Consider the following 24,962-nt stretch of genomic DNA (forward strand, 5'->3'; position numbering starts at 1 on the left):
CGCAGCGTTACTGATACAATTTCCCGATGACCTATCAAGTTCTCGCACGCAAGTGGCGTCCGAAGGATTTCGCTTCGCTCGTCGGCCAGGAGCACGTCGTCAGGGCGCTTACGCACGCGCTCGACGGCGGGCGTCTCCATCACGCCTATCTGTTTACCGGAACCCGCGGTGTCGGCAAGACGACGCTGTCGCGGATCTTCGCCAAGGCGCTCAACTGTGAAACCGGCGTCACGTCGCAGCCATGCGGCGTGTGTCGCGCCTGTCGCGAGATCGACGAAGGGCGTTTCGTCGATTACGTCGAGATGGACGCCGCGAGCAACCGCGGCGTCGATGAAATGGCCGCGCTGCTCGAGCGCGCGGTGTACGCGCCCGTCGATGCACGCTTCAAGGTCTACATGATCGACGAAGTGCACATGCTGACGAATCACGCGTTCAACGCGATGCTGAAGACGCTCGAAGAGCCGCCGCCGCACGTCAAGTTCATCCTCGCGACGACCGATCCGCAGAAAATTCCCGTTACCGTGCTGTCGCGCTGCCTGCAGTTCAACCTGAAGCAGATGCCGGCCGGACACATCGTGTCGCATCTCGAACGGATTCTCGGCGAAGAGCAGATCACGTTCGAACCGCAGGCACTGCGCCTGCTCGCGCGTGCCGCGCAGGGCAGCATGCGCGACGCGCTGTCCCTCACCGATCAGGCGATCGCCTATTCGGCGAACGAAGTGACCGAGTCGGCTGTGTCGGGCATGCTCGGTGCACTCGACCAGACATACATGGTGCGTCTGCTCGACGCGCTTGCCGCAGGCAGCGGCCCGGAAATCCTCGCGATCGCCGACGAGATGTCGCTGCGCAGCCTGTCGTTCTCGACCGCGCTGCAGGATCTCGCGAGCCTGCTGCACCGGATCGCGTGGGCGCAGTTCGCGCCGGGCTCGGTGCTCGACGAATGGCCGGAAGCGGGCGACCTGCGCCGCTTCGCCGAGACGCTGAGCCCCGAGCAGGTCCAGCTGTTCTATCAGATCTCGACGGTCGGTCGCGCCGAGCTCGGTCTGGCGCCGGACGAGTACGCCGGTTTCACGATGACGCTGTTGCGGATGCTCGCGTTCGAGCCGGCGGTTGCCGCCGGCAGCGCGCCGGGCGGCCAGCCGTCCGTGCCGCGTGCGGTGCCGGGTCCGCGCGTTGCGGCGGCATCGGCCGCTGCGGCGAAGCCGGCGTCGGCTGCACCTGCCGAAGCAGCGCGGCCGCAGGCCGTTGCACCGGCAGCGCCCGCGGCACCGGTCGTGCCTGCAGCGCCGCTGCAGTCCGGCGACGAAACAGACCGGCCGGCCGCGAAGCCGGCTGCCGTCCGGGCGCCGGCGCCGGCCCCGGCCCCGGCCCCGGTTGACGCGCCAGCCATCGAAACGCTGCAGCCGCAGACGGTTGCCGCACCGCAAGCAGAGCCTGCCGGCGATAACCCGGCACCTGCGCGCAAGGAACCCGAGCCGCCTGCTACCGTTGCGCAGCGAAGCGACGAACCGGCTGCGCCGGCCGAACCGGTTCCGCGTGCTGCGCCGCCCGAGGCTGCCGCGCGTCCGGCAGCGCGTTCCGGAGGAGCCGCCGCCGCGCTCGACGTGCTGCGCAACGCGGGGATGCGTGTATCGTCCGACCGCGGGCGCGCGGGCGCTGCCGCCGCTAAACCGGCAGCCCAGCCGGCCGCCGAGAAGCCGGCTGCACCGCGTCCCGCCGCTGTGCAGGTGCCGACGCCGCGCGCTGCGGCCCGTGCGCCGCAGGCGGCCGATTCGCGCCAGGCGTCGCCGCCGTGGGAGGACATCCCGCCCGACGACTACGTACCGCTCAGCGCCGACGAGATGTTCGGCGGCCCGCCTGACGATGGCTTCGTGCCGGTGTTCGACAGCGGCCCCGACGATGTGCGCGTGACGCCGGGACCGGCGGAAATTCGTCCTTCCGCGCCGGTCGATACGCGTCCGTTGCCGCCCGCGATCGCACTCGATCCGGTCGGCTTCGACGGTGAATGGCCGACGCTGGCCGCGCGGCTGCCGCTCAAGGGCGTCGCGTACCAGCTCGCGTTCAACAGCGAACTGACGGCCGTCAATGCGACGACGTTGAATCTTTCCGTGCCGGTGCCGCAATATGCGGACGCCGCGCAGGTGGTGAAGCTGAAGGCCGCGCTGGCCGATGCGCTCGGCAAGCCGGTCGAGGTGGCCGTCGAAGTCGGGCCCGCACGGCGTACGGCGGCGGCGCTCGATGCGGCCGCGCGCGCGGCACGTCAGCGCGAGGCCGAGCAGGAGATTCACGGCGATCCGTTCGTCCAGCAGCTCGTGCGCGATTTCGGTGCGCGCATCGTCGAGGGTTCGGTGCGCCCGCTCGCCGACGCCGCGTCGGATGGCCCGCCGCCGACGCTGCATTGAACTGAGCGCCCCGCGACAGGCACAATCACGCCCACACATTGGCCGGCACGCGCCGCGTGCCGGTTTTTACACGATCAAGAAGGAGTATTCCCATGTTGAAAGGCAACCTCGCCGGACTGATGAAGCAAGCGCAGCAAATGCAGGAAAACATGAAGAAGATGCAGGAGCAGCTTGCGCTGATCGAAGTCGAAGGGCAGTCGGGTGCCGGCCTCGTCAAGGTGACGATGACGTGCCGCAACGAAGTGCGTCGCGTGTCGATCGACCCCAGCCTGCTCGCGGACGACAAGGACATGCTCGAGGATCTCGTCGCGGCTGCGTTCAATGACGCCGTGCGCAAGGCCGAAGCGACGTCGCAGGAAAAGATGAGCGGCATGACGTCGGGCCTGCCGCTGCCCCCGGGCTTCAAGCTGCCGTTCTGAGCGCAGCGTCCGTGCCACTTTTTGCTGCCGTATGAAACAGCCGTCCGCCCTGTCCGCTCTCGTCGAAGCGTTGCGCGTGTTGCCCGGCGTCGGGCCGAAATCCGCCCAGCGCATGGCGGTCCACCTGATGCAGCACGATCGGGAGGGCGCGGAGCGGCTCGGCCGGTCGCTGCTGTTCGCGACCGAGCACCTGCAGCACTGCGAGAAGTGCAACACGTTTACCGAAGCGCAGATCTGCGAGGTCTGCAGCGACGAAGAACGTGATCCGACGCTGCTGTGCGTCGTCGAGACACCTGCCGACCAGATCATGCTCGAGCAGACGATGACTTACCGCGGGCTGTATTTCGTACTGATGGGGCGGCTGAGCCCGCTCGACGGGATCGGCCCGAAGGAAATCCATTTCGATCGTCTCGTGCGGCGCGCGTCCGACGGCGTCGTCAAGGAAGTCGTGCTCGCGACCAACTTCACGAACGAGGGCGAAGCCACCGCGCACTACCTCGGCCAGACGCTGAAGGCGCGCGGGCTCGCAGTCACGCGCCTCGCGCGCGGCGTGCCGGTGGGCGGCGAGCTCGAATACGTCGACGCGGGCACCATCGCCCGCGCGATGCTCGATCGCCGCACGATGTAAGCCGGGCGCCGCTTGCAGGCGGCGCCGTTCCTCATACCAGGGAGACACATGAGCACCAGCCAGGGCCCGCTCGCGGGCGTCAAAGTGCTCGAATTCGGAACGCTGATCGCGGGGCCGTTTGCGTCGCGGCTGTTCGCCGAATTCGGCGCGGAAGTGATCAAGATCGAGGATCCGAACGGCGGGGACCCGCTGCGCAAGTGGCGCAAGCTCCACCCGGAGCAGGGCGGCACGTCGCTGTGGTGGTCCGTCCAGGCGCGCAACAAGAAATCGGTCACGCTCAACCTGAAGGCCGACGCCGGCAAGGCGATCGCGCGGCAACTCGCGCGCGAAGCCGACATCGTGATCGAGAATTTCCGCCCGGGCTTGCTCGAAAAGCTCGGGCTCGGCTACGACGTGCTGTCGGCCGACAACCCGGGCCTCGTGATGGTGCGCCTGTCCGGTTACGGGCAGACGGGCCCGTACCGCGACCGGCCGGGATTCGGCGCGATTGCCGAGTCGATGGGCGGGCTGCGTCACATCACCGGCTATCCCGAGTTGCCGCCCCCGCGCATCGGCATCTCGATCGGCGATTCGATCGCCGCGCTGCACGGCGTGATCGGCGCACTGATGGCGCTGCATCACCGCAAGGTCAACGGCGGTGCGGGGCAGGTGGTCGATGTTGCCCTGTATGAAGCCGTCTTCAACATGATGGAAAGCGTGGTGCCCGAATACGGCGTGTACGGGATGGTGCGCGAGCGCACCGGCGCGTCGCTGCCGGGCATCGTGCCGTCGAATACCTATGCGTGCCGCGACGGCAGCATCGTGATCGGCGGCAACAGCGATCCGATCTTCAAGCGGCTGATGAAGGCGATCGGGCGCGACGACCTCGCCGACGATCCCGCGCTCGCGCAAAACGACGGGCGCGTGCCGCGCACCCAGGAGATCGACGAAGCGATCGCCGCGTGGCTCGCGCCGCGCACGATCGACGAAGCGCTCGTCGTGCTCAACGCGGCCGACGTGCCGGCCGGGCGCATCTACAGCGCCGCCGACATGTTCACCGATCCGCAGTTCGTCGCGCGGCAGATGATCCAGCGTTTCAAGCTGGCCGACGGCACCGACATTCCGCTGCCGAACATCACGCCGAAGCTGTCCGACACGCCGGGAGAAACGCGCTGGCTCGGCCCCGAGCTCGGCGAGCATACGGACGAGGTGCTGCGCGGCCTGGGCTACGACGCACAGGCGATTGCCGCATTGCGCGACGCGGGCGCGATTTGAGCGCCCTCGGGCCTGTCGCATCGAGCCAGGCTCCCGGAATGGCGTGCTCCCCAACGGGGCGTGGTTGGCGAGGGGAAACCCGGGGCGGCGCGGCGTTTTCCTGAGCACGCGGAACGCCGCACCGCAACGCAACGGCGCAGCGTGTCCGGGTGCCCGCAACCTTCCATCCGCAGTCGCCGGACTGTCGCTCTCGCGCCATCTTTCCTCGGTTACAATCGCCGGATGCGAATCCTACTCAGCAACGACGACGGCTATCTCGCCCCCGGTCTCGCCGCGCTCAGCGGCGCGCTGCAGCCGCTGGCCGAACTCACGGTGATCGCGCCCGAGCAGAACTGCAGCGGCGCGTCGAATTCACTCACGTTGTCGCGGCCGCTGTCGGTGCAGCGCGCGGCGAGTACGGGTTTTTTCTACGTGAACGGCACGCCGACCGATTCGGTGCACGTCGCGTTGACGGGGATGGCCGGCGCCACGCCGGACCTCGTCGTTTCCGGGATCAACAACGGCCAGAACATGGGCGAAGACACGCTCTATTCGGGGACAGTTGCGGCCGCCACCGAAGGCGTCATGTTCGGCGTGCCGGCCATCGCATTTTCGCTGGTCGATAAGGGTTGGGCCCATCTGGCGGACGCCGCGCGCGTCGCCGCGGAAATCGTCGAGCACTATCTCGCGCATCCGCTGCCGGGCCAGCCGTTGCTGAACGTCAATATTCCGAACCTGCCGTACCACGAACTGAAAGGCTGGAAGGTCACGCGCCTCGGCAAGCGTCATCCGTCGCAGCCGGTGATTCGCCAGACCGACCCGCGCGGCGAACCGATCTACTGGATCGGCGCGGCGGGCGAAGCGATGGACGCCAGCGACGGCACCGATTTTCACGCGGTGGCAAACGGTTTCGTGTCGATCACGCCGCTGCAGCTGGACCTCACGCATACGCAGATGCTGCCCGCGACGCGCGAATGGGCGCGCGCTGGAGGGCGGGCTTCATGAGCGGCGAGCGCGCGAAGCGGTTCCCGCTCGCGCTCGAAGATCTCAAGCGAGCGCCACGCAAGTCGGAAGGCCGGGCCGGCGAACGCCATGCGGCGGTCGCGGTATCGAAGGCCGCCGACAAGCCCGCGGCCGTGCTGAAACCGGTTGCGGTGAAGCCTGCTGCGGCCCGCACTGCATTGCCCGGCTCCGCCGCCGCGAAGCCGGCGACCGCACCGAAGCCAACCGTGCTGAAGCCCGCGATGCCGAAGCCGGCCGCGCCGGCCGGCACGTTTGCACTCACGTCGGAACGTGTGCGCGAACGGATGGTCGAACGGCTGCGCGCGAACGGCGTGACCGACGCGCGCGTGCTGGAAGCGATGGCCGCGGTGCCGCGACACATGTTCGTGGATCCGGGGCTCGCGACGCAGGCTTACGAGGATTCCGCGTTGCCGATCGGCCACCAGCAGACCATTTCAAAGCCGTCGGTCGTCGCGCGCATGATCGAGCTCGCGATGGCCGGCCGCACGCTCGAGCGCGTCCTCGAGATCGGCACGGGCTGCGGCTATCAGGCCGCCGTGCTGAGCCACGTGGCACGCGACGTGTATTCGATTGAACGCATCAAGCCGCTCTACGAGCGCGCGAAGCTGAACCTGCGGCCGCTACGCGTGCCGAACATCCGTCTGCACTACGGCGACGGGCGTGTCGGCCTGCCGTCCGCGGCCCCGTTCGACGCGATCGTGATCGCAGCGGCGGGGCTCGACGTGCCGCAGGCGCTGCTCGAGCAACTCGCGATCGGCGGGAGGCTCGTCGCGCCGGTGGGCGCGCAGAGCGGGTCGCACCAGGTGCTCACGCTCGTCGAGCGCGTCGCGCACGCGCAATGGCGAGAGTCACGGCTTGATCGCGTTTTCTTTGTCCCTTTAAAATCCGGAGTAATTTGAAACCGATGAGTATGTTGCGCGCGATGCAAAACAACCGTTCCAGGGAACCGCTCACGCTCGCCCAGCGCGCGATCTGCGTAGCTGCGTTCTCCACGCTTCTGGCCGCCTGTGCGACGCGGCTCGACAACGCGCCCGTCGTCGATCGCTCCGGTTCGCTCGGCACGACCGGCACCGCGCAGCCGGCGGCGCCGCTCCCCCCGGCACCGCCGGGTTACTACCGGGTGAAGCCGGGCGACACGCTGTACCGGATCGCACTCGAAAACGGGCAGAACTACCGCGACATCGCTGCGTGGAACAACCTGGCGAACCCGAATCAGATTGAAGTCGACCAGCTGCTGCGCGTTTCGCCGCAGGCCGGTGCCGCCGTGGCGGGCACGCAGGTCGCCGCGCCGATCGCGGGCGCCGCCGTTGCGACCGCGCCGCTCAGCAGCGGCCCGGCAACGCCGGGCGCCGGTACGTCGTCGGTCGCGACGCCGCCTGCCGCGGCAGCCGCATCGAGCGATACGGCTGCCGCGCCGAGCGGCCCCGTGACGTTCGCGTGGCCCGCGCGCGGTCCCGTGCTGAACGGTTTCGACGACGCGAAGAACAAGGGCGTCAATATCGGCGGTACGGCCGGCGAGACCGTGAAGGCGGCGGCCGACGGTCGCGTCGTCTACTCCGGCAATGGTCTGCGCGGCTACGGCAACCTCATTATCATCAAGCACGATGCAACTTACCTCACGGCGTATGCACACAATCGCGCTTTGATGGTAAAAGAGGGGGACGCGGTAACGAAGGGGCAGAAGATCGCCGAGATGGGGAATAGCGATTCCGACCGTGTGATGCTGCATTTCGAGGTTCGCCGGCAGGGTAAACCTGTCGATCCGCTGAAGTATTTGCCGCCTCAATAATCGAGACGACCATGCCGAAATCGAAGCGCCACGAGCCGCAAGCCGAGTCTGAGAAAATCAGTCGTGCCACGCAAGCATCGGTGGGGCGAGCTGGTGCTTCGACGGACGACGAAGACGATGTCGCGGACAACGAGCGTGACCTCGAGGCACGCGACTCTGACGCGGAAGGTGGCGACGACGAGCGCGAAGGCCGCGCCGAGGGGTCGCCCGACGTCGACGATTTCCGCACGCTGCTACAGGCCGAACTCACGGCCGACACGATTCAGCATTACCTGAACCGCATCAGCGTAAAGCCGCTGCTCACCGTCGAGGAGGAGCAGCGCTATTCGCGTCTGGCCAAGGCCGGCGAATTCGAGGCGCGGCAGGTGATGATCGAGCGCAACCTGCGCCTCGTCGTCAGCATCGCGAAGGGCTATCTGAACCGTGGCGTGCCGCTGCTCGACCTGATCGAGGAAGGCAACCTCGGCCTGATGCATGCAATCGAAAAATTCGACCCGACGCGCGGCTTTCGTTTTTCCACGTATGCGACGTGGTGGATCCGGCAGAGCATCGAGCGCGCGATCATGAACCAGGCCCGCACGGTGCGCCTGCCCGTGCACGTGATCCGTGAACTGAACCAGGTGCTGCGCGCGAAGCGCCACCTCGAAAAGAACTCGATGTCGACGGGCGAAGCGGCCGAGCGCCGCGAAGCCAGCATCGACGACATCGCCTATCTCACCGGCAAGACCGCCGAGGAAGTTACCGACATCCTCGCGCTCAACGAGCACACGGCGTCGCTCGACGCGCCGCTCGACCTCGATCCCGCGAGCAGCCTGCTCGACCTGCTGCCCGACGACCAGAGCCAGTCGCCCGATGCCGAGGTGCAGCACCGCGAGCTCGAGACGCTGACGCGCGCGTGGCTGTCGCGGCTGTCCGACAAGCATCGGCACGTGATCGAGCGCCGCTTCGGCCTGAACCACATCGAACCGGCGACGCTCGAGGAGCTGGCCGACGAGATGGGGCTCACGCGCGAGCGCGTGCGTCAGATCCAGCAGGAAGCGCTGGTGCGCCTCAAGCGGTTTTTCGCCTCCAACGGTGTGCGTAAGGACGCCGTTCTGTAACCGATGACTCCGATTCTTGTTTTTGACATCGAGACAATTCCCGATGTCGACGGCATTCGCCGTCTGGAAGACCTGCCCGCGACGCTCGACGATGCCGCGGTGGCCGAACATGCGTTCGCCGCGCGCCGCGAGAAGACCGGCAGCGATTTCCTGCCGCATCACCTGCAGCGCATCGCGGCGATTTCTTGCGTGTTCCGCGACAACAACGGTTTTCGCGTGCGCTCGCTCGGCACGCCGCAGGACAACGAGGCGACGCTGATTCAGTCGTTCTATCGCGTGATCGAGAAATACACGCCGCAGCTCGTGTCGTGGAACGGCGGCGGCTTCGATTTGCCGGTGCTCCATTACCGCGCGCTCGTGCACGGCATCCCCGCGTCGCGCTACTGGGATCTCGGCGAGGACGATCGCGATTTCAAGTGGAACAACTACATCTCGCGCTACCACTCGCGGCATACCGACCTGATGGATGTGCTCGCGATGTATCAGGCGCGCGCGAACGCGCCGCTCGACGCGCTCGCGAAGATGTGCGGATTTCCGGGCAAGCTCGGAATGGACGGCAGCCAGGTGTGGCCGGCGTTCCAGGCAGGGCGGATCGAGGAAATCCGCAACTATTGCGAAACCGACGTCGTCAATACCTACCTGCTGTATTGCCGGTTCCAGTTGATGCGCGGTGGCCTGACGCCGAGCGAGTATGCAGACGAGATCCTGCTCGTGAGGAACTCGCTTGCGCAGGAACCTGCGTCGCACTGGACCGAATACCTGGCCGGCTTCGACGCGTAACGCGGGTGGGGTGCTCAGCAGCCGGTGCGATCACGAGAGTTCGAGCAGCACCGGCTGGTGATCCGACGCGCGCACATCGCCGTCGATCTCGCAGCGCGTGACGCGCGGCAGCAACGTATCGGTCACGAACACGAAGTCGCACGCGAGCGGCCCCTCCGACCATTGCACCGTATCGTAGACCCCGGCCGTCGGCGGTGGCGTGCGGCCAGGGTGCCGTGCGACCCATGCGTCGATGAAGCGCGGCGCGTCTGGGATCGGCTCCAGGAATCGGCGATAGGCATCGCTGCCGAACGCGCTGTTGAAATCGCCGCACACGATTGCATCGCACGGCTGGCAGGTTGCGCTGAATGGCCCCTCGGCGGTTTCGGCAGGCGCCGGTTGTGCCGCGTGTGCGCAGGCCTCGCGGTGCCGGCCACGCAGCGCGTCGACCTGAGCGAGCCGCTGGCGCGCCGAATAGTATTCCAGATGCGTGGTGACCACCCGCAGTGGCCCGAAGGGCGCCTGCAACTCGACATCGAGCGCAACGCGCGGCATCGACGGCGCACCGGCGTCGGCTGGCCAAGGCAGCAACTGGCGGAGCACGCGCCCGACCGGCAGCCGGGTCGCGATCGCGTGGCCGAACTGGCGGCGCGGCGCGCCGGCTTCGATGGCTGGCAGGTCGGCGCCGATCGCCTCGATGATCGTATGGCCGGGCAGCAGCGCCGCGAGTTCGGCGAACTGGTCGGCGCCGGGCCGGCCGGGCAGTGCGCCGAAGCCGCGCGTAACCTCCTGAAGGCACAGCACGTCGAAGTCGCCGAGTTCGCGGATCGCCGCGACGGTGCGCGAAAGATCGACGCTGCCGTCTGCGTCCCGACCCCATTGGATGTTCCAGTCGATCAGTCGCATGGTCGAATCTCCTGTCGGGCGAATTTCGGGCCGAGGGCCGCGTCCGATCGGCCTGTCGATCGGCACCCGGCCGTGGTGCTTCCGGGCCGCCTGCCTCGCGGCTCCGGCGCGATGCCGGACCGTCTATGCTCAAGTATCGACGCTTGCGTCATGCAAAGCGGGCGATCCGGGCCTTCGTCGTCTACAATCTCGCCTTCTTCAACGTTTGTCAGGAAAAGCTGGTGTCCGAAGCCGTCCCCACTTCTGCGCGCAAATCTAGAAATGCGCCCGTCGCGCCCGGAATTGCCCCGGTTCTCGAGATCGAATCGCTCGACATGGAAGCGCGCGGTGTTGGCCGCACGATGACCGAGGACGGCGAGCCGGGCAAGGTCATCTTCGTCGAGGGTGCGTTGCCAGGCGAGCGCGTGACCTATTCGAGCTTCCGTCGCAAGCCGAGCTACGAGCAGGCGACGGTTGTCGACATTCTGCGCCCGAGCGTGATGCGCACGAAGCCGAAATGCGCGTTCTTCGGCACCTGCGGCGGCTGTTCGATGCAGCATCTCGACATGCGTGCGCAGGTGGCGGTCAAGCAGCGCGTGCTCGAAGACAACCTGTGGCACCTGGCGAAGCTGCGCGCGGAAACGATGTTCGCGCCTATCCACGGCCCGTCCTGGGGCTATCGCTACCGCGCACGCCTGACCGTGCGCAACGTCGCGAAGAAGGGCGGCGTGCTGGTCGGCTTCCATGAGAAGAAGAGCAGCTACGTCGCCGACATGACGAGCTGCGAAGTGCTGCCGCCGCACGTGTCCGCAATGCTCGTGCCGCTGCGCCGGCTGGTCGAGGGGCTGTCGATCCGCGATCGGATGCCGCAGATCGAGCTTGCGGTCGGCTCGGAAGTCACGGCGCTCGTGCTTCGGGTCCTGGAGCCGATCAACGCGGACGACGAAGCGCTGTTGCGCGCGTTCGCGGACGAGCACAAGGTGCAGTTCTGGCTGCAGCCGAAAGGCCCGGACACGGTAACGCCGTTCTATCCGCTCGACGTATCGCTCGACTACACGTTGCCGGAATTCGGCATCCGCATGCCGTTCAAGCCGACCGACTTCACGCAGGTCAACCATCAGATCAACCGTGTGCTGGTGGGCCGCGCGCTGCGTCTGCTCGCGCCGTCGCGCGACGACCGCGTGCTCGACCTGTTCTGCGGGATCGGCAACTTCACGCTGCCGCTCGCGCGGCTGTCGCGCGAGGTGATGGGCATCGAAGGCAGCGACACGCTGACGACACGCGCGCTGGCGAACGCGCGCGAGAACGGTGTCGACGGCCATACGACGTTCGCGTGCCGTAACCTGTTCGAAGTGACGGGCGATGACATCCGCGCGCTCGGCGCATTCGACAAGTTCCTGATCGACCCGCCGCGCGAAGGCGCGCTCGCAGTGTCGAAGGCGCTGGCCGAGATTGCGCAGAGCGGTGAAGGCCCGCTGCCGAAGCGCATCGTCTACGTGTCGTGCAACCCGTCGACGCTGGCGCGCGACGCGGGTCTGCTCGTGCACGAGGCCGGCTATCGCCTGAAGGGCGCCGGTGTCGTGAACATGTTCCCGAATACGTCGCACGTCGAATCGATCGCGCTGTTCGAGCGCGACTGAGCCCACGCGGCGGACGTAAAAAAACCGGCCCGCGGGCCGGTTTTTTCAGGGTGTGCAGCAAACGTCAGTTGCGGTTGCCGCCGAAGATGCCGAGCAGCGCGAGCAGGTTCGTGAACACGTTGTACAGGTCGAGGTAGATCGCGAGCGTTGCCGAGATGTAGTTCGTCTCGCCGCCGTTCACGACGCGCTGGACGTCGAACAGCATGTATGCGGAGAAGATCGCGATCGCGAGTACCGACACGGTGAGCATCAGGGCCGGGAGTTGCAGGAAGATGTTCGCGACCGAGGCGAGCAGGATCACGATCACGCCCATGAACAGCCACTTGCCGAGCCCCGAGAAGTCGCGCTTGCTGACGGTGGCGATCGTCGCCATCGCGGCGAAGATGATGCCGGTGCCGCCGAACGCAAGCATGATCAGCGACGGGCCGTTCGAAAAGCCGAGGATGAAGCTCAGCAGCCGCGACAGCATCAGGCCCATGAAGAACGTGAAGCCGAGCAGCACGAACACGCCGGCCGCGCTGTTCTTCGTCCGCTCGATCGCGAACATGAAGCCGAACGCGATCGCGAAGAACGCGAGCAGGCTCATCATCGGGCTCGTGGCTGCGAACAGCGAGAAGCCCGTCGCGACGCCGACCCAGGCGCCCAACACGGTCGGCACCATCGACAGCGCGAGCAGCCAGTACGTGTTTCGCAGCACGCGGTTGCGAACTTCGGCGGTGCTGACGGAACCGCCGCGGCCGAAATTGTACGGATAGTCGTTCATGGTTTCTCCTAACATTGAACGCATGGGCGTCCAGGGCCGGTTCGGCGCGCGCGATGTGCGGCGCAGCAAACCGGGGCAGCTATGGCTAAGATACGTTCCGTGCCGAGAGGTTTCAATGGCCGGGCGGCACTAAAACATATGGATTCTGAACCTTTCATGTATGTAAGGGTTCAATCGCAATGATACACGGGATCGTGCTACAATAGCGGATTCATTTGAACCTGTAACTTCTTAATTTTTTGGAGTTTTTATGGCAATCGAGCGCACCCTGTCGATCATCAAGCCGGATGCGGTGGCAAAGAACGTGATCGGCCAGATCTACAGCCGTTTCGAAGGCGCCGGCCTGAAGATCGTCGCATCGCGCATGGCTCACCTGTCGCGTGCTGACGCAGAGAAGTTCTATGCGGTTCACGCAGCACGTCCGTTCTTCAAGGACCTCGTCGATTTCATGATCTCGGGCCCGGTGATGATCCAGGTTCTGGAAGGTGAAGGCGCGATCCTGAAGAACCGCGACCTGATGGGCGCAACGGATCCGAAGAAGGCAGAAAAGGGCACGATCCGCGCCGATTTCGCCGACAGCATCGACGCGAACGCCGTTCACGGCTCGGACGCTGCAGAAACGGCAGCGGTCGAAATCGCGTTCTTCTTCCCGGAAATGAACGTTTACTCGCGCTAAGCCCCGGCTGGCAGCAAGTAGGCAGGATTCAGCGCACGCGGCAAGGCAGCACATCATGACGAGCGAAACTTCCGTCAATCTTCTCGACTTCGACGCCGAGGGTCTGGTCGCGTACTGCGGCAGCCTCGGCGAGAAGCCGTTCCGCGCCAAGCAGTTGCAGCGCTGGATTCACCAGTACAACGCTGGCGACTTCGACGGCATGACCGATCTCGCGAAGTCCTTGAGAGAGAAACTCAAGGGCCGCGCGTCGATCGGCATGCCCGAGATTGCCAGCGATCACGTTTCCGCCGACGGCACGCGCAAGTGGCTGATCGACGTCGGAAACGGCAATGCGGTCGAAACCGTGTTCATCCCGGAAGAGACGCGCGGCACGCTGTGCGTGTCGTCGCAGGCCGGGTGTGCGGTCAACTGCCGCTTCTGTTCGACGGGCAAGCAGGGCTTTTCCCGCAACCTGTCGACAGCCGAAATCATCGGCCAGCTACGGATGGCCGAATTTGCATTGCGAGCGTCGCTGGGCCGCGCGCCCGGCCCGAACGGTAAGGCAGAGCGGGTCGTCACCAACGTGGTGATGATGGGCATGGGCGAGCCGCTGCTGAATTACAGCGCGGTCGTGCCGGCGATGCGGCTGATGCTCGACGACAACGCGTACGGCCTGTCGCGCCGCCGCGTCACGCTGTCGACGTCCGGCGTGGTGCCGATGATGGACCGCCTCGGCGCCGAACTGCCGGTTGCGCTGGCCGTTTCGCTGCACGCGCCGAACGATCCGCTGCGCGACGAGCTGGTGCCGCTCAACAAGAAGTATCCGCTGCGCGAGCTGATGGCGGCTTGCCAGCGTTATCTGAAAGTCGCACCGCGCGACTTCATCACTTTCGAATACTGCATGCTGGACGGCGTCAACGACACCGAAGCGCATGCGCGCGAACTGCTGGCCGTCACGCGCGACGTGCCGTGCAAGTTCAATCTGATCCCGTTCAATCCGTTTCCGGAATCGGGCCTCATCCGCTCGAAGCCGGAGCAGATCAAGCGCTTTGCGCAGATTCTCATCGACGCGGGAGTCGTCACGACCGTGCGCAAGACGCGCGGCGACGATATCGATGCCGCGTGCGGCCAGCTGGCCGGCGCAGTGAAGGATCGCACGCGCCTCGCGGAACGTACGGGCGCAGCAGGAAAAATCATCGAAGTTAGGGCGATTTGACAGGGGCGCCCGGCCGGGGATGCCAGGGCCTTTGAGCGGTACAACACGCGAACAGCGATCGGTCGCGGCGCCTCGGCGTCGCGCATGGTATGGACAGTTGCGGGTGCCGGCCGGCGGGAACCGGCGGCGGCCGCCAGTGAAGAAGAATCGACGCGAGGACAAGGATGAGTGAGCCGCAGCCGTCTAACGGCGCAGAGACGAATGGCGCGAAGCCGGCACCGGCAGGGTTGGAATCGCTTGCGGCAGTCGGCAGCCGACTGGCGCAGCTTCGGGAAACGAGAGGTTGGACCGTCGACGACGTGTCGGCGCGACTCAAGGTCGCACCGCAGAAGCTTCGGGCGCTCGAGGCCGGCGACATCAGCCATTTGCCCGGCGTGACGTTCGCGCTTGGTGTCGTGCGCAGCTACGCGAAGATGCTCGGCGTCGATCCGGAACCGTTCGCGCAGGCGTTGCGCCGTGAGCGCGGGGTGCAGGAAGTCGACCTGTCGATGCCTGCGTCGTCGGGGACGGATCTGCCGCGCGGCCGCGTGTCGATTCCGCTGGGCGGATCGTCGCGCCATCACCCGTGGCTGTGGGGCACGGGGATCGTCGTCGTCGCAGTGGTTGCAGTACTGATGTGGCACACTGGCGGCGATTCGTCGAGCCTGCTCGCGCGCTTCAAGAGCGGCGACGCGGAGCATGCGTCGGCCGCGAGCGTGCCGGTGGCGGCATCGCCGTCATCCGCCGAAGAGGCGGCCTCGGGTGGTGCCTCTGCTGGGGTCGCAAATGAGGTTCCGGCCTCGGCTGTTGCGTCGGCAGCTCCGGCGCCGGCCGTTGCGTCGGCTGTTCCGGCGCCTGCGCCCGTGGCGCCGGTCGTGACGGCAGCCGCTTCACAGCCCGTCGCGGCAACGACGGCCGCAAGCGCCGCCGCGCCGGCGAGCGTCGTGGTCGCGGCCGGCCAGTCGATGGTGGAGCTGAAGGTGAAGCAGGACAGCTGGTTCAGCGTGCGCGACAAGAGCGGCAAGGAGCTGTTCTCCGGGCTGGTACACGGCGGCGAGGCGAAGCAGGTCGCCGGCGACGGCCCGTTCAAGGTCACGATCGGCAACAAGGCGGGCCTCGACGCAATCGCGTTCGACGGAAAACCTGTCGATCCGGCAAAATATTCGGCAGCGCGGGGTAATGTGGCGCGGTTCACGTTGCCCTGACGTCAAGCGCCGTGGCGAAGGCCTGTCGTCGATATCGACAGGCCGCGAGGGCACGGCGCTTTTTCAATTCATGCGCCGCGTCGCGGCGCATTCCGCGTAAATGGATCTATCGATGCAATCCGAAGCTCAATCCCCACGCAGCAGTCAGATTTGTTCAACCGAGCCGGTGTTCGGCGGGCATCAGCCGCGCCGTGTATCGCATGCGGTGGATGTCCGCTGGGGCGGGCAGCTCGTGACGATCGGCGGCGACGCGCCGGTGCGCGTGCAGTCGATGACGAATACCGATACGGCTGACGCGATCGGCACGGCAATCCAGATCAAGGAACTCGCGAACGCGGGCTCCGAACTGGTGCGCATCACGGTCAACACGCCCGAGGCCGCGGCCGCCGTGCCGGCGATCCGCGAGCAGCTCGACCGCATGGGCGTGACCGTGCCGCTCGTCGGCGATTTCCACTACAACGGCCACCTGCTGCTGCGCGACTACCCGGGCTGCGCGGAGGCGCTGTCGAAGTACCGGATCAACCCGGGCAACGTCGGCCAGGGTGCGAAGCGCGATACGCAGTTCGCGCAGATGATCGAGGCTGCGGCCAAGTACGACAAGCCGGTGCGGATCGGCGTGAACTGGGGCAGTCTCGACCAGGATCTGCTTGCGCGCATGATGGACGAGAACGGTGCGCGTTCGCAGCCGTGGGATGCGCAGAGCGTGATGTACGAGGCGCTGATCCAGTCGGCGATCGGCTCGGCCGAGCGTGCGGTCGAGCTGGGCCTCGGCCGCGACCGCATCATTCTGTCGTGCAAGGTCAGCGGCGTGCAGGACCTGATCGCCGTGTACCGCGAACTCGGCCGCCGCTGCGGCTTCGCGCTGCACCTCGGGCTGACCGAGGCCGGCATGGGCTCGAAGGGCATCGTCGCGTCGACGGCTGCACTCGGCGTGCTGCTGCAGGAAGGGATCGGCGACACGATCCGCATTTCGCTGACGCCGGAACCGGGCGCGTCGCGCACGGGCGAAGTGATCGTCGGCCAGGAAATCCTCCAGACAATGGGCCTGCGTTCGTTCGCACCGATGGTGATCGCGTGCCCGGGCTGCGGCCGCACGACGAGCACGCTGTTCCAGGAACTCGCGATGCAGATCCAGACCTACCTCCGCGAACAGATGCCTGTCTGGCGCAAGGAGTATCCGGGCGTCGAGAAAATGAACGTCGCGGTGATGGGCTGCATCGTCAACGGCCCGGGCGAATCGAAGCACGCGAACATCGGCATCAGCCTGCCGGGCTCTGGCGAGAACCCGGCCGCGCCTGTCTTCATCGACGGCGAGAAGGTCAAGACGCTGCGCGGCGAGCGGATCGCCGAGGAATTCCAGCAGATCGTCAGCGACTACGTCGCACGCAATTACGGCCGCGCTGAGGCCACGAACTAATTCGTCCACACACACGATGACTGAACAAAAACGCAAGATCGAGAAGCTCACCGGCGTCAAGGGCATGAACGACATCCTCCCGCAGGATGCCGGCCTTTGGGAGTTCTTCGAAGCTACGGTGAAATCGCTGCTGCGCGCATACGGTTACCAGAACATCCGCACGCCGATCGTCGAGCACACGCAGCTCTTCACGCGCGGCATCGGTGAGGTCACCGACATCGTCGAAAAAGAGATGTACAGCTTCACCGACGCGCTGAACGGTGAAAACCTGACGATGCGCCCCGAAAATACCGCGGCGGTCGTGCGCGCGTCGATCGAGCACAACATGCTGTACGACGGCCCGAAGCGCCTGTGGTACATCGGCCCGATGTTCCGTCACGAGCGTCCGCAGCGCGGCCGCTATCGCCAGTTCCACCAGGTCGGCGTCGAGGCGCTCGGCTTCGCGGGCCCCGATGCGGATGCCGAGATCATCATGATGTGCCAGCGCCTGTGGGACGACCTCGGCCTGACCGGCATCAAGCTCGAGATCAACTCGCTCGGCCTCGCCGAAGAGCGCGCCGCGCACCGCGTCGAACTGATCAAGTACCTCGAGCAGTTCGCCGACGTGCTCGACGAGGATGCAAAGCGCCGCCTGTATACGAACCCGCTGCGCGTGCTCGACACGAAGAATCCCGCGCTGCAGGAAATCGCGCAGAACGCGCCGAAGCTGATCGACTTCCTCGGCGACGAATCGCGTGCGCACTTCGAAGGGCTGCAGCGCCTGCTGCTCGCGAACAACATTCCGTTCAAGATCAACCCGCGTCTCGTGCGTGGTCTCGACTACTACAACCTGACCGTGTTCGAGTGGGTGACCGACAAGCTCGGCGCGCAGGGCACGGTCGCGGCGGGTGGTCGCTACGATCCGCTGATCGAGCAGCTCGGCGGCAAGCCGACCGCCGCGTGCGGCTGGGCGATGGGCATCGAGCGGATCCTCGAACTGCTGAAGGAAGAGGATCTCGCACCCGAGCAGGAAGGCGTCGACGTATACGTCGTGCACCAGGGCGAGACCGCGCGCGAACAGGCGTTCATCGCGGCCGAGCGTCTGCGCGACACGGGCCTCGACGTGATCTTCCACTGCAGCGCCGACGGCGCGCCGGCGAGCTTCAAGTCGCAAATGAAACGGGCCGACGCAAGCGGCGCCGCGTTCGCGGTGATCTTCGGTGAGGAAGAGGTCGCGAACGGCACGGTGGGCGTGAAAGCGCTGCGCGGTGCGGGCGGAGACGGGGAAAAGAACGTTCAGCAGACCGTACCGGTCGAAGGCTTGACCGAATTCCTAATCAATGCGATGGTTGCATCCGCCGAAGACGGCGACGACTGATCGCGCTGACATCCGCTCGACAAAAAAGCCTGAACACGAAGGAATCGCTCGCCGATGAGTTATCACGACGAACAAGAATCGATAGAAAGTCTCAAGGCGTGGTGGGCCCGCTGGGGCAACCTCACCACGTGGATCGTGCTCGCGGCGCTCGTGGTCGCGGCCGGTTTCAACGGATGGAACTACTGGCAGCGCCGTCAGGCGGCCGAGGCGGCCGGGCTGTACGAGCAGGTCCAGAAGGCTGCCGCCGCGAACGACAAGGCGACGATGGCTCGCGCGGCCGCCGACATGGAAGACAAGTTCGGCAGCACGCCGTACGCGCAGATGACGGCGCTTTCCGCTGCGAAGACGCTGTACGCGGCCGGCGATTTGGCCGGTGCGAAGGCTCAGCTGCAATGGGCCGTCGATCACGCCAAGGATGACGAGTACAAGCAGATCGCGAAGCTGCGTCTCGCGTCGCTGCTGCTCGACGAGAAGGCGTACGATGCGGGCCTCGCGCTGCTGTCGGGTACGCCGGTCGATGCATTCAAGGGCCTCGTGGCCGATCGCCGTGGCGACCTGCTTGCCGCGCAAGGCAAGACCGACGATGCGCGCGCGGCTTACAAGCTCGCGCTCGACGGCCTGTCGAAGGACGACCAGTCTGCGCGTCAGCTCGTGCAGTTCAAGCTGGACGCGCTCGGCGGCTGAACCCCGGTCCCCTCAACCTCTTAACTCTGCTTCGCTAACCGATGAATTTGCTGAAACGTTACGCTGTGCCCGTTGCCTGCGCGGCGGCTGTCCTCGCTCTGGCGGCCTGCTCGTCGTCGAAGGACGCGCGCCGCGTGCCGACGCCGCTCACCGAGTTCAAGCCCGTGATGGACGTGCAACAGGTCTGGAAGGCGAGCGTCGGCAAGGGCGGACGCTACCTGTTCTCGCCGGTGGCCGTGGGCGACGCCGTCTATGCAGCGGGCGAGAACGGTTCGGTCGAGAAGATCGACGCGAAGACGGGCCAGACGCTCTGGCGCGCGAAGGTCGGCTCCGACCTGTCGGCCGGTGTCGGCAGCGACGGCAACCTGACCGCGGTCGGCGCGCTGAAGGGCGGCGTGTTCGTGCTGGGTCCGGACGGCAAGCAACTGTGGAAGACCAGCGTGCAGGGCGAGATCTTCTCGCCGCCGCTCGTGGGCAACGGCCTCGTGGTCGTCCGCACGATCGACGGCCAGGTGATCGCGTTCAACGCGCAGACGGGCGAGCAGAAGTGGAACTACCGCAACCGCTCGGTGCCGCTGAACCTGCGCGTATCGGCCGGCATGACGTTCGCGGGTGACGCCGCGGTGCTGGCGGGCTTCCCTGGCGGCGGGCTGGTCGCAATCAACCTGCAGACGGGCGAGCCGTTCTGGCAGACGCCGGTATCGTTTCCGAAAGGCGTGACCGAGGTCGAGCGCATCAACGACGTCAGCGGCCCGCCGACGCTCGTGGGTGCGGAAGCCTGCGCGGTGACGTTCCAGGGGCAGCTCGGCTGCTTCGATGCAAACTCGGGCCGCCCGCTGTGGGAAAAGCCGTTCTCGAGCCGTAGCGGTCTCGCGCAGGACGATTCGGTCGTCGCCGGCGGCGACGACTGGTCGGTCGTGACGGCGTACGATGCCGCCTCGGGCAACCAGCTGTGGCGCAACGACAAGCTGAAGAGCCGTGACGTCGGCGTGCCGTATCTGCTCGGGCATGCGGTCGTGCTGGGCGATTACAAGGGCTTCGTGCACTTCCTGTCGCGCGAAGACGGCAGCTTCATCGCACGGATGAAGACCGACGGCAGCGCGATTACGGCGGCGCCGGTCCTCGCGGGCAATACGCTCGTCGTGCAGACGAAGGACGGCGGCCTGTACGGCTTCCGCCCGCGCTGACGCGCAGGAAACATGCGCGGCCGCGGCGCGGCGGGCTTGTCCCGCTCGCCCCGGCCGGGCGACATGAAGGCGGCCGGTGTTCCCGGCCGCTCGGTATTTGAAAGGCAGTTCGAGACGAAAGACGACGGCGCGCAACGCGTGCCCGGCGCGCGCATCCGGCGCTGCGCGAATTCGTGATATTTTCATTCAGCGCAGCCGCCCGCAGCAGCGGGCCTCCCGCTGCTGCGCTTCACCGTAGAAAACACTGATGAAACCGGTCATTGCCCTAGTTGGGCGCCCCAATGTGGGGAAATCCACGCTGTTCAACCGGCTCACGCGCTCGCGCGATGCGCTGGTTGCCGACTTGCCGGGCCTGACGCGCGATCGCCATTACGGCGAAGGGCGCGTCGGCGAGCGGCCGTACCTGGTCGTCGATACGGGCGGCTTCGAACCCGTCGCGAAGGACGGCATTCTGCACGAGATGGCACGCCAGACGCGGCAGGCCGTCGAGGAAGCCGACGTCGTCGTGTTCATCGTCGACGGCCGCAACGGGCTCGCGCCGCAGGACAAGTCGATCGCCGACTACCTGCGCAAGACCGGCCGGCCGATCTTCCTCGTCGTCAACAAGGCCGAGGGGATGAAGTACACGGCGGTCGCGACCGACTTCTACGAGCTCGGGCTCGGCGATCCGCGCGCGATCTCGGCCGCGCACGGCGACGGCGTGACCGACATGATCAACGAGGCGCTGGAAGTCGCGTACGCGGACCAGCCAGAAGAGGAAGACGACAACGACCCGTCGCGCGGCATCAAGATCGCGATCGTCGGCCGTCCGAACGTCGGCAAGTCGACGCTCGTGAACGCGCTGATCGGCGAGGATCGCGTGATCGCGTTCGACATGCCGGGCACGACGCGCGATTCGATCTACGTCGACTTCGAGCGGAACGGCAAGAAATACACGCTGATCGACACGGCCGGCCTGCGGCGCCGCGGCAAGGTGTTCGAGGCGATCGAGAAGTTCTCGGTCGTGAAGACGCTGCAGTCGATCTCCGACGCGAACGTCGTCATTCTTCTGCTGGATGCGCAGCAGGACATCTCCGACCAGGACGCGCACATTGCCGGCTTCGTCGTCGAGCAGGGCCGTGCGCTCGTGATCGGCGTGAACAAGTGGGACGGGCTCGACGACCACGCGCGCGATCGTGCGAAAGCGGATTTGACCCGCAAGCTGAAATTCCTCGACTTCGCGAAATCGCACTTCATTTCGGCCGCGAAGAAAACGGGCATCGGCACCCTGATGCGCTCGGTCGACGACGCGTACGCGGCGGCGATGGCGAAGCTGCCGACGCCGAAGCTCACGCGCGCGCTGATCGAGGCCGTCGAGTTCCAGCAGCCGCGCCGTCGCGGCCCGGTGCGTCCGAAGCTGCGCTACGCACACCAGGGCGGCCAGAATCCGCCGATCATCGTCATCCACGGCAACGCGCTCGATGCCGTGACGGAAACGTACAAGCGCTACCTGGAAAACCGGTTCCGCGAAACTTTCTCACTGACAGGGACTCCATTGCGCATAGAGTTCCGTTCGTCGAACAATCCGTACGCGGACAAGAGCTGAAGACGTCTGTTACACGCGTCACGCAAGGGGTTGGCCGCAAGGCCTATGCCCCGGGCGGGCCAGGCAAAATCGGCTATAGTGTAGCGATTGGCGCCGGATCTCTTTTTCTTCGCCGCCAGTCCAGATCAACCTGCAAAAAAAGATGGAGTACGCCATGAGCAACAAAGGGCAATTGTTACAAGACCCGTTTTTGAACGCACTGCGCAAAGAGCACGTTCCCGTTTCGATCTACCTCGTCAACGGCATCAAGCTTCAAGGGAACATTGAATCGTTCGACCAGTACGTCGTGTTGCTCCGTAATACGGTGACCCAGATGGTGTACAAGCACGCCATCTCGACGGTCGTGCCGGCGCGCCCGGTGAATTTCCACCCGGACGCGGAAGCCTCGTCCTAACCTATCGCAGCGGCCGGCATCCGGTCGCCGCGAGCGACCGATGCCAGCCGCCTTATCTTGACACCTGAAAATTTGATCAACGCAGCGCTCGTCGGCATCGATTTCGGCAAGACCGATTTCGAAGCCAGTCTCGAAGAACTCAGTCTTCTCGCCTCCAGCGCGGGGGCCCGTCCCGCAGTCACCCTCACGGGTCGTCGCTCCAGTCCCGATGCCAAGATGTTCATCGGCAGTGGCAAAGCCGAAGAACTCCGGCTCGCCTGCGACGCACACAACGTCGAAATCGTCATCTTCAACCACGCACTGGCGCCAGCCCAGCAACGTAATCTGGAGCAGGCACTTAACAGGCGTGTGGTCGATCGCACCAGCCTCATCCTCGACATCTTTGCACAGCGCGCCCGCAGCCACGAAGGCAAGCTGCAGGTCGAACTCGCGCAGCTTCAGTATCTGTCGACGCGGCTCATTCGCGCGTGGACCCACCTTGAGCGGCAGAAGGGGGGTATCGGCCTGCGTGGCCCCGGTGAAACCCAGCTCGAAACCGACCGCCGGCTGATCGGCGAACGCATCAAGATGCTGAAGTCGAGGCTCGACCGGTTGCGCCGGCAACACAGCACGCAACGCCGCCAGCGCGCGCGCAGCGGCACGATGTCGGTGTCGCTCGTCGGCTATACGAACGCGGGCAAGTCGACGCTGTTCAACGCGCTGACGAAAGCGCAGGCCTATGCGGCCGACCAGTTGTTCGCCACGCTCGATACGACGTCGCGGCGCGTGTACCTCGGCGACGAGGTCGGCCAGATCGTCGTGTCGGATACGGTCGGGTTCATCCGCGAGTTGCCTCACCAACTGGTCGCGGCATTTCGCGCGACGCTCGAGGAAACGATCCATGCGGATCTGCTGCTGCACGTGGTCGATGCGTCGAGCGCGGTCAGGCTTGAACAGATCGAGCAGGTCAATGGTGTGCTGCACGAGATCGGCGCGGACACGATCCGGCAGGTGCTGGTGTTCAACAAGATCGACGCCGTGCCTGAGCTGGCGGCCCGCGGCGACGCGGTCGAGCGGGACGAGTATGGTAATATTTCGCGCGTCTTTTTGAGCGCGCGCACCGGTCAGGGTCTTGACGCGTTGCGTGCCGCCATCGCCGAAATCGCCTCCGCGGAACACCTTTCCAGCGCGACGTTACCCAACGGCGCGCTCGACGGCGCCCCCGCTGAACCACACGAAGACCACACGATTTCCGAACACGGGCGCTAACCGGTCCCGGCCGGTTCGCCGGCGTCCAATCTGGTGAACAAACTCTGGTGAACGAATACAACGAGCGGAGTACCTGGCGGCGGATGCGCGCCTTGCTGTCGATCAACGATCCCCGGTGGGGACGCGGCGAAAGCAATGGCAAAGACGGATCCCGTCCCCGTCCGAACGAGTCGAAGCGTCCGCAAGGCGGCGACGGCGATGGTCCGCCCGATCTCGACGAGATGTGGCGCAACTTCAACCGGCGCCTGAACGGCCTGTTCGGCGGCAAGGGCGGCAACGGTTTCCGTCCTGACAACGGGCGAGCCGCACGCGTCGGCGTCGGCATCGTGATCGGCGTGCTGGTCGCGGTCTACGCTGGCAGCGGGCTGTTCGTCGTACAGGAAGGGCAGACGGGCGTCGTGCTGCAGCTCGGCAAGCTGTCGGGCACGGTCGGCCAGGGCGTGCACTGGCGTGCGCCGTATCCGTTCGCGTCGCACGAGATCGTCGATACGTCGCAGGTCCGCTCGATCGAGATCGGCCGCAACAACGTCGTGCGTCTCGCGAACGTGAAGGAAGCGGCGATGCTGACGCGCGATGCCGATATCGTCGACGTGCGCTTCATCGTCCAGTACCGGATCCGTTCCGCGACCGATTACCTGTTCCGCAGTGTCGATCCCGAGCGCAGCGTGTCGCAGGCTGCCCAGGCCGCGGTACGTGCGATCGTCGGCACGCGCAGCGCAGCCGACGTGCTGAACCAGGACCGCGACGCGCTGCGCGAGCAACTCGCCGCCGCGATCCAGCGCGATCTCGATCGCTACCAGTCCGGGCTCGAGGTGACGGCCGTCACGATGCAGAGCGTTGCGGCGCCCGAGCAGACGCAAGCCGCCTACGGTGAAGTCGCGAAGGCGCGCGACGAGCGCGAGGCCGCGAAGCGCGCGGCGCAGGCGTATGCAAACGACCTGCTGCCGAAGGCACAGGGCGATGCGGCGAAGCTTGTCGACGAAGCGAAGGCGTATGCCGATCGCGTGGTCACGGAAGCCGAAGGCGATGCCGATCGCTTCAAGCAGGTCTATGCGCAGTACTCGAAGGCGCCCGCGGTGATTCGCGAGCGGATGTATCTGGAGACGATGCAGGAAATCTATTCGAACGCGACGAAGGTGTTCGTCGGCAACAAGGGCGGCAACAGCGTCGTGTATCTGCCGCTCGACAAGCTCGTCGAGCAGGGGCGTCAAAACGCCGCGGCGTCCACTGGCGCATCCGCGCCCGATGCCGCGTCGGCACCGGCGGCTGTCGCGCCGGCTGCAGCGGCACCTGCAAGTGCGGCGTCGGCCGTGGGTGCGTCGGGCAACGACGTGCTGCGATCGCGCGAGGCGTTTCGCAGCCGGTCGCGCGAAGACGATCTGAAGTAACGGGGA

General features: G+C 66.1%; 23 protein-coding genes. 21 read left to right on the forward strand and 2 right to left on the reverse strand.

From position 1 onward, the window contains the following. Positions 1-26: 26 nt before the first annotated feature. The 9 genes from HWX39_RS20460 to HWX39_RS20500 all read left to right on the forward strand — a co-directional run bounded on the left by HWX39_RS20460 (position 27) and on the right by HWX39_RS20500 (position 9,374). Positions 27-2,402: a DNA polymerase III subunit gamma/tau gene (locus HWX39_RS20460; protein WP_175969718.1), complete on the forward strand. Its 2,376-nt coding sequence runs from the start codon at positions 27-29 to the stop codon at positions 2,400-2,402. A 92-nt stretch (positions 2,403-2,494) separates the two neighbouring features. Then, positions 2,495-2,821, forward strand: coding sequence for a YbaB/EbfC family nucleoid-associated protein (locus tag HWX39_RS20465; RefSeq protein WP_006482124.1), 327 nt, complete (start codon positions 2,495-2,497; stop codon positions 2,819-2,821). A 31-nt stretch (positions 2,822-2,852) separates the two neighbouring features. Beyond that, positions 2,853-3,449 (forward strand): recombination mediator RecR, encoded by a 597-nt coding sequence (gene recR, locus HWX39_RS20470; RefSeq protein ID WP_006478665.1) that lies wholly within the window; start codon positions 2,853-2,855, stop codon positions 3,447-3,449. Positions 3,450-3,497: 48 nt separating this feature from the next. Continuing rightward, a complete protein-coding gene (locus HWX39_RS20475) occupies positions 3,498-4,703 on the forward strand; it encodes a CaiB/BaiF CoA-transferase family protein (protein WP_175969719.1) in 1,206 nt (401 codons plus the stop codon). A 222-nt stretch (positions 4,704-4,925) separates the two neighbouring features. Beyond that, positions 4,926-5,687, forward strand: coding sequence for a 5'/3'-nucleotidase SurE (gene surE, locus HWX39_RS20480; RefSeq protein WP_175969720.1), 762 nt, complete (start codon positions 4,926-4,928; stop codon positions 5,685-5,687). Then, positions 5,684-6,604 carry a protein-L-isoaspartate(D-aspartate) O-methyltransferase gene (locus tag HWX39_RS20485; protein ID WP_175969721.1) on the forward strand — a complete coding sequence of 307 codons (921 nt, stop codon included), beginning with the start codon at positions 5,684-5,686 and terminating at the stop codon, positions 6,602-6,604. The genes surE and HWX39_RS20485 overlap by 4 nt, the downstream gene beginning before the upstream one ends. Positions 6,605-6,609: 5 nt before the next feature. Then, a complete protein-coding gene (locus HWX39_RS20490) occupies positions 6,610-7,494 on the forward strand; it encodes a peptidoglycan DD-metalloendopeptidase family protein (protein WP_175969722.1) in 885 nt (294 codons plus the stop codon). Positions 7,495-7,505: 11 nt separating this feature from the next. Then, positions 7,506-8,594: an RNA polymerase sigma factor RpoS gene (gene rpoS / locus HWX39_RS20495; RefSeq protein ID WP_175969723.1), complete on the forward strand. Its 1,089-nt coding sequence runs from the start codon at positions 7,506-7,508 to the stop codon at positions 8,592-8,594. A gap of 3 nt (positions 8,595-8,597) precedes the next feature. Continuing rightward, positions 8,598-9,374, forward strand: a complete 777-nt coding sequence (locus HWX39_RS20500; protein ID WP_175956008.1) for a 3'-5' exonuclease — start codon at positions 8,598-8,600, stop codon at positions 9,372-9,374. A gap of 30 nt (positions 9,375-9,404) precedes the next feature. Here HWX39_RS20500 and HWX39_RS20505 read toward each other — a convergent pair whose 3' ends face one another. Next, a complete protein-coding gene (locus tag HWX39_RS20505) occupies positions 9,405-10,259 on the reverse strand; it encodes an endonuclease/exonuclease/phosphatase family protein (protein ID WP_175969724.1) in 855 nt (284 codons plus the stop codon). 221 nt (positions 10,260-10,480) lie between these two features. Here HWX39_RS20505 and rlmD point away from each other — a divergent pair, with 221 nt between their 5' ends. Then, the gene (rlmD, locus tag HWX39_RS20510; RefSeq protein WP_175956018.1) at positions 10,481-11,878 is read left to right on the forward strand and encodes a 23S rRNA (uracil(1939)-C(5))-methyltransferase RlmD; all 1,398 of its coding nucleotides are present in this window, start codon (positions 10,481-10,483) and stop codon (positions 11,876-11,878) included. A 64-nt stretch (positions 11,879-11,942) separates the two neighbouring features. On the opposite strand, the gene HWX39_RS20515 is transcribed toward rlmD, so the two are convergent. Continuing rightward, positions 11,943-12,641: a Bax inhibitor-1/YccA family protein gene (locus HWX39_RS20515; protein ID WP_006761414.1), complete on the reverse strand. Its 699-nt coding sequence runs from the start codon at positions 12,639-12,641 to the stop codon at positions 11,943-11,945. 250 nt (positions 12,642-12,891) lie between these two features. Here HWX39_RS20515 and ndk point away from each other — a divergent pair, with 250 nt between their 5' ends. The 11 genes from ndk (at position 12,892) to hflK (ending at position 24,956) form a co-directional block, all read left to right on the forward strand. Then, on the forward strand, positions 12,892-13,317 hold the full coding sequence (gene ndk, locus HWX39_RS20520; protein WP_006478674.1) for a nucleoside-diphosphate kinase: 426 nt from the start codon (positions 12,892-12,894) through the stop codon (positions 13,315-13,317). 55 nt (positions 13,318-13,372) lie between these two features. Further along, positions 13,373-14,512 (forward strand): 23S rRNA (adenine(2503)-C(2))-methyltransferase RlmN, encoded by a 1,140-nt coding sequence (gene rlmN, locus HWX39_RS20525; RefSeq protein ID WP_175969725.1) that lies wholly within the window; start codon positions 13,373-13,375, stop codon positions 14,510-14,512. Positions 14,513-14,676: 164 nt separating this feature from the next. After that, on the forward strand, positions 14,677-15,696 hold the full coding sequence (locus tag HWX39_RS20530; protein ID WP_175969726.1) for a helix-turn-helix domain-containing protein: 1,020 nt from the start codon (positions 14,677-14,679) through the stop codon (positions 15,694-15,696). A 112-nt stretch (positions 15,697-15,808) separates the two neighbouring features. After that, a complete protein-coding gene (gene ispG, locus HWX39_RS20535) occupies positions 15,809-17,113 on the forward strand; it encodes a flavodoxin-dependent (E)-4-hydroxy-3-methylbut-2-enyl-diphosphate synthase (protein ID WP_175969727.1) in 1,305 nt (434 codons plus the stop codon). Between the two features lie 16 nt (positions 17,114-17,129). Then, the gene (gene hisS / locus HWX39_RS20540) at positions 17,130-18,470 is read left to right on the forward strand and encodes a histidine--tRNA ligase (protein ID WP_039360260.1); all 1,341 of its coding nucleotides are present in this window, start codon (positions 17,130-17,132) and stop codon (positions 18,468-18,470) included. A gap of 54 nt (positions 18,471-18,524) precedes the next feature. After that, positions 18,525-19,154 carry a tetratricopeptide repeat protein gene (locus HWX39_RS20545; RefSeq protein ID WP_175969728.1) on the forward strand — a complete coding sequence of 210 codons (630 nt, stop codon included), beginning with the start codon at positions 18,525-18,527 and terminating at the stop codon, positions 19,152-19,154. 41 nt (positions 19,155-19,195) lie between these two features. Beyond that, positions 19,196-20,341, forward strand: a complete 1,146-nt coding sequence (bamB, locus tag HWX39_RS20550) for an outer membrane protein assembly factor BamB (RefSeq protein ID WP_175969729.1) — start codon at positions 19,196-19,198, stop codon at positions 20,339-20,341. A gap of 247 nt (positions 20,342-20,588) precedes the next feature. Then, complete coding sequence (gene der, locus HWX39_RS20555; protein WP_175956026.1) at positions 20,589-21,926, forward strand: ribosome biogenesis GTPase Der; 1,338 nt, start codon at positions 20,589-20,591, stop codon at positions 21,924-21,926. 154 nt (positions 21,927-22,080) lie between these two features. Further along, positions 22,081-22,320, forward strand: coding sequence for an RNA chaperone Hfq (hfq, locus tag HWX39_RS20560; RefSeq protein ID WP_006399927.1), 240 nt, complete (start codon positions 22,081-22,083; stop codon positions 22,318-22,320). 72 nt (positions 22,321-22,392) lie between these two features. Continuing rightward, entirely contained in the window at positions 22,393-23,568 is a 1,176-nt protein-coding gene (gene hflX, locus HWX39_RS20565; protein WP_174946413.1) for a GTPase HflX, read from the forward strand. A 47-nt stretch (positions 23,569-23,615) separates the two neighbouring features. Continuing rightward, positions 23,616-24,956, forward strand: coding sequence for an FtsH protease activity modulator HflK (hflK, locus tag HWX39_RS20570; protein ID WP_175969730.1), 1,341 nt, complete (start codon positions 23,616-23,618; stop codon positions 24,954-24,956). The last annotated feature ends 6 nt before the right edge of the window (positions 24,957-24,962 follow it).

The sequence above is a fragment of the Burkholderia sp. BCC0322 genome (assembly GCF_902833045.1).
Taxonomy (GTDB): domain Bacteria; phylum Pseudomonadota; class Gammaproteobacteria; order Burkholderiales; family Burkholderiaceae; genus Burkholderia.